General features: G+C 64.2%; 6 protein-coding genes. 2 read left to right on the top strand and 4 right to left on the bottom strand.

Annotation, left to right across the window (positions count from 1 at the left end; genetic code table 11):
• On the top strand, nt 1–549 hold a 549-nt coding region (locus EN781_RS28090; RefSeq protein WP_245492671.1), incomplete at its 5' end, for a DHHA1 domain-containing protein.
• Between the two features lie 21 nt (nt 550–570).
• Here the strand turns inward: EN781_RS28090 and EN781_RS28085 are convergent.
• From EN781_RS28085 to folE, 3 genes are all read right to left on the bottom strand, one after another.
• A complete protein-coding gene (locus EN781_RS28085; RefSeq protein WP_126054251.1) occupies nt 571–1,542 on the bottom strand; it encodes a patatin family protein in 972 nt (323 codons plus the stop codon).
• Between the two features lie 85 nt (nt 1,543–1,627).
• Nucleotides 1,628–2,086 carry a phosphoribosyl-AMP cyclohydrolase gene (hisI, locus tag EN781_RS28080; RefSeq protein WP_126054252.1) on the bottom strand — a complete coding sequence of 153 codons (459 nt, stop codon included), beginning with the start codon at nt 2,084–2,086 and terminating at the stop codon, nt 1,628–1,630.
• Nucleotides 2,087–2,122: 36 nt separating this feature from the next.
• Complete coding sequence (gene folE / locus EN781_RS28075) at nt 2,123–2,758, bottom strand: GTP cyclohydrolase I FolE (RefSeq protein WP_126054253.1); 636 nt, start codon at nt 2,756–2,758, stop codon at nt 2,123–2,125.
• Nucleotides 2,759–3,000: 242 nt separating this feature from the next.
• Here folE and EN781_RS28070 point away from each other — a divergent pair, with 242 nt between their 5' ends.
• On the top strand, nt 3,001–3,447 hold the full coding sequence (locus EN781_RS28070) for an iron-sulfur cluster assembly scaffold protein (RefSeq protein ID WP_126054254.1): 447 nt from the start codon (nt 3,001–3,003) through the stop codon (nt 3,445–3,447).
• Between the two features lie 8 nt (nt 3,448–3,455).
• On the opposite strand, the gene EN781_RS28065 is transcribed toward EN781_RS28070, so the two are convergent.
• Nucleotides 3,456–3,866: LysR substrate-binding domain-containing protein (locus tag EN781_RS28065; protein ID WP_245492670.1), on the bottom strand; the 411-nt coding region annotated here is incomplete at its 5' end.

Here is a 3,866-nt window from a genome sequence, read left to right as displayed (position 1 = left end):
GGCTCGGGCCGCTCGGTGTCGGGATTCGATCTCGGCCGGCTGGTGCGCGAGGCGGCCGATGCCGGGCTGATCGTCAAGGGCGGCGGCCATGGCATGGCGGCCGGCATCACGGTGGAGCGGGCCGGGCTCGGCGCTCTCAGGGCCTTCTTCGAGGAGCGCGCGGCGGCCGACGTGTTCCGGCTGCAGGACGAGGAAAGCCTGGCGATCGATGGCGCGCTCGCCGCCGAGGGCGCGACGCTCTCCCTGCTCGATGCGCTGGAACAGGCCGGCCCGTTCGGCGCCGGCCATGTGGCGCCGGTGTTCGCGCTGCCGCGCCACCGGCTGACCGATGCGCGACCGGTCGGCACCAACCACATCCGCGCCGAGCTGCAGTCGCAAAGCGGTGGCCGCATCCAGGCGATCGCCTTTCGCGCCGTCGATACGGCACTCGGCGAATTCCTGTTCAGGAACCGGGGCAAGACGGTGCATGTCGCCGGGTCGCTGTCCGGCAATTACTGGAACGGCAACCGGACGGTGCAGTTCCGCATCACCGACGCGGCGCTTGCTTGAAAACCTGGCTGTAGCTTGAGATCAGGCCAGAACGGTCTGCAGGCGGGTCAGTTCGTTTATCTGCGCCATCGTCGCCTGGTAGCCGAGGCGGATCGCCTCGTCGGCGCGATGGAATTCGGTCAGGCCAATATGGCTGAGCTTGGGCTGCAGCGACATATCGGGCGGATCGCCGGCGAGCCTGGCGCGCGAGATCCGGTCCTGGATGATGTTGAAGGCTTCGACCATGACGCCGGTGATGCCGAGCCGCGTCTGGTGCGACTGGTGCACACTGTCGGCCCTGCCGGGTCCCGGCGCGTCCTTTTCAATGACCAGTTCACCGGCGCTGTGCTTGATGACGGCGGCGCGGCCGAACAGGTCATAGTGGAGGTTGACCGCCACGACGAGCGGCTGCTCGTAGGCGCGGCAAACCGAAACCGGCACCGGGTTGACCAGCGCGCCGTCGACCAGAATGCGGCCGTTGCAATTCACCGGCTCGAACACGCCGGGCAGCGCGTAGGAGGCGCGCATAGCCGTGATCAGCGAGCCCTTGGACAGCCAGATCTCGTGGCCGGTGCGGATTTCCGAGGTGACGGCGACGAAGGGCTTCGACAAATCCTCGAAGCGGATGCCGGCCAGATGCTCGCGCAGCCTTGCGTCGAGCTTCATGCCGCCGAACAGGCCGCTGCCGCGCAGGTTGAGATCGAGGAGGCCGAAGATGCGACGCTTGGTCAGGCTGCGGGCGAATTCCTCCAACTCGTCCATCTTGCCGGCCAGGTAGCAGCCGCCAACCAGCGCGCCGATCGAGGTGCCGGCGATCATCGACACTTCGATGCCGGCCTCGTCAAGCGCGCGCAGCACGCCTATATGGGCCCAGCCGCGCGCGCAGCCACCGCCGAGTGCCAGCGAAATACCCGTCTTCTTGCCAGGCTTCTGATCGGATGCGCCGCCGGACGAGGAGGGGCCATTGGCCTCTCGAACGTCTGGTCTGCCACGTAATGACGCCCATTCGAGCATCATAATCTCCCCTTATCCCACATCCTTTCTACAGCAAGGATGTTTGAGAATAGTGAATATTAGTGGTTTGTGAATATTGAATGGTTCACACCGGCTTCCGATACGTCTGTTCCGTATCGAACAGCGGCCTGCTGCCATCGTCGGCAAGCGTTGCCTTACCGTCGATCAGCCCCACCGTCCGATAAAAGCAGGAACGTCGACCGGTGTGACAAGTTGCGTCGTGGCCCAACACTTTCACGCGAAGCCATATCGAATCCTGGTCACAATCCGTGAGCATCTCTACGACGGTCTGGACATTGCCCGAGGTCTCGCCCTTCTTCCACAGCGCGTTACGCGAGCGCGACCAATAGTGGGCGATGCCGGTCTCCAGCGTCAGCGCCAGGGCCTCAGCATTCATGTGCGCCACCATCAGCAGCTTGCCGTCCTCGGCGTCGGTGACGACCGCGGTGACGAGGCCGGCCGCATCGAAGCGCGGGCAGAAGGCGGTGCCTTCCTCCAGTGCTTTCTTGTCCGAGGGAGCTTTCGGGAATTCCAGTGCCGACATCACCGGTCCTTGTCTTGGATGGCCGGCGAGGGCCGCTCAGGCCCCGCCGCCGCGCACCATGGTGACGAAGCGGACCTGCTCCTCGGGCGTGTCCTTGAAGACGCCGGTGAAGGTCGAGGTCAGCGTGGTGGAGCCCTGCTTGCGGATGCCGCGCATGGCCATGCACATATGCTCGGCCTCGATCATGACGGCGACGCCGCGCGGATTGAGCACGTCCTGGATGACGCCGGCGATCTGCGCCGTCATCGCTTCCTGGGTCTGCAGGCGATGGGCGAAGATGTCGACGACGCGGGCGATCTTGGAGAGGCCGACGACCTTGCCGTCGGGCAGATAGCCGACATGCGCCTTGCCGATGATCGGCACCATGTGGTGTTCGCAATGCGAGTGGAAGGTAATGTCCTTGACCAGCACGAGGTCGTCATAGCCGGCGACTTCCTCAAAGGTGCGGCCAAGTTCGTCGGCCGGGCACATGTCGTAGCCGTTGAACATTTCGCGAAACGCCTTGGTGACGCGCTTCGGCGTGTCGATCAGGCCCTCGCGGTCCGGATTGTCACCGGTCCAGCGCAACAGCGTGCGCACGGCCGCCTCGACTTCGGCTTCGCTCGGCCGGTCGGTGACGGGCTTTTCCATATAGGCGGAAGGGGGCATGAATTTCTTGATGACGGCATCCATAAAGGCGTCTCCCGTAGTTCCTCTCTCAGGAGGAACGAGTTGAACGGACCACGACCTTTCGGGTGTTAGAAACTCGCCCGGTTTCCAGCCCGTAAGCGGCGTGAACAAATTTGGGCACTGACGGCGGCGCTTGGTTGCCTTGTCGATGCCCGACTGCCAGCATTATATATGGTCGTGCCGAGCGAATGAAAGACGCATCAGCGGCAAACCCTGTTCGTTGGGCGGCGACAGATTGGAAAAAAATGATCGACGACGTCTACAATGCGAAAATCCTGGGCTTCGCCGGAAACATCGGGCGCGTCGGTCGGCTTGACCACCCCGACGCGACGGCGCGCGCGCATTCCAAACTGTGCGGTTCGACCGTCACCGTCGACCTGAAGATGGACGGCGACGTCGTCACCGATTTCGCGCATGACGTGAAGGCCTGCGCGCTCGGCCAGGCCTCGTCCTCGATCATGGCCCAGAATGTCGTCGGCGCGCACGCGGATGAGTTGCGCGCTGTGCGCGAAACCATGCTGAAGATGTTGAAGGAAAACGGCGCGCCGCCTGAAGGCCGTTTCGCCGACCTCAAATTCCTTGAGCCGGTGCGCGACTACAAGGCGCGCCATGCCTCGACCATGCTGACCTTCGATGCTGTGGTCGACGCCATCGGCCAGATCGAGAGGAAACGCGCCGGGCAGGCGGCTTAAGGATCGGGCTAGGCAGTTCTTCCGGTCACGGCGAACTCGCTTCTGATCCAGTCGGCGAACGCCTTGGCGGGTTCCGGCAGATCCCGCAAGCTCCTGGCCACCAGCCAATAGGCGCCGGAAGCAACATCGATGTCGAACGGCTTTATCAAAGTGCCTGACGCGAGTTCCTCGCCGATCTGCAAAAGATCGCCGAGCGCCACGCCGTGGCCGAGCAACGCTGCCTGCTTGGAAAGTGAGATGTCTGCCAGCATCGGACCCCGCGCGGGTACCGCGTCGGCGGGCACGCCGGCGGCCTGGAACCAGCGCGCCCAACCCTGGCGGTTCTCCTCGTGCAGCAGCGTGTAGTGGCGAAGGTCGATCGGCTTTTCCAGGGGAGGGCCCGATGCCAGCAGCCCTGGCGACAGCACCGGTGAATCGAC

Origin of the sequence: Mesorhizobium sp. M4A.F.Ca.ET.090.04.2.1 (assembly GCF_003999085.1) — a bacterium.
Taxonomy (GTDB): Bacteria; Pseudomonadota; Alphaproteobacteria; order Rhizobiales; family Rhizobiaceae; genus Mesorhizobium.
The sequence above is the reverse complement of the archived record's forward strand: the minus strand, read 5'-3'. Positions and strand labels throughout refer to the sequence as shown.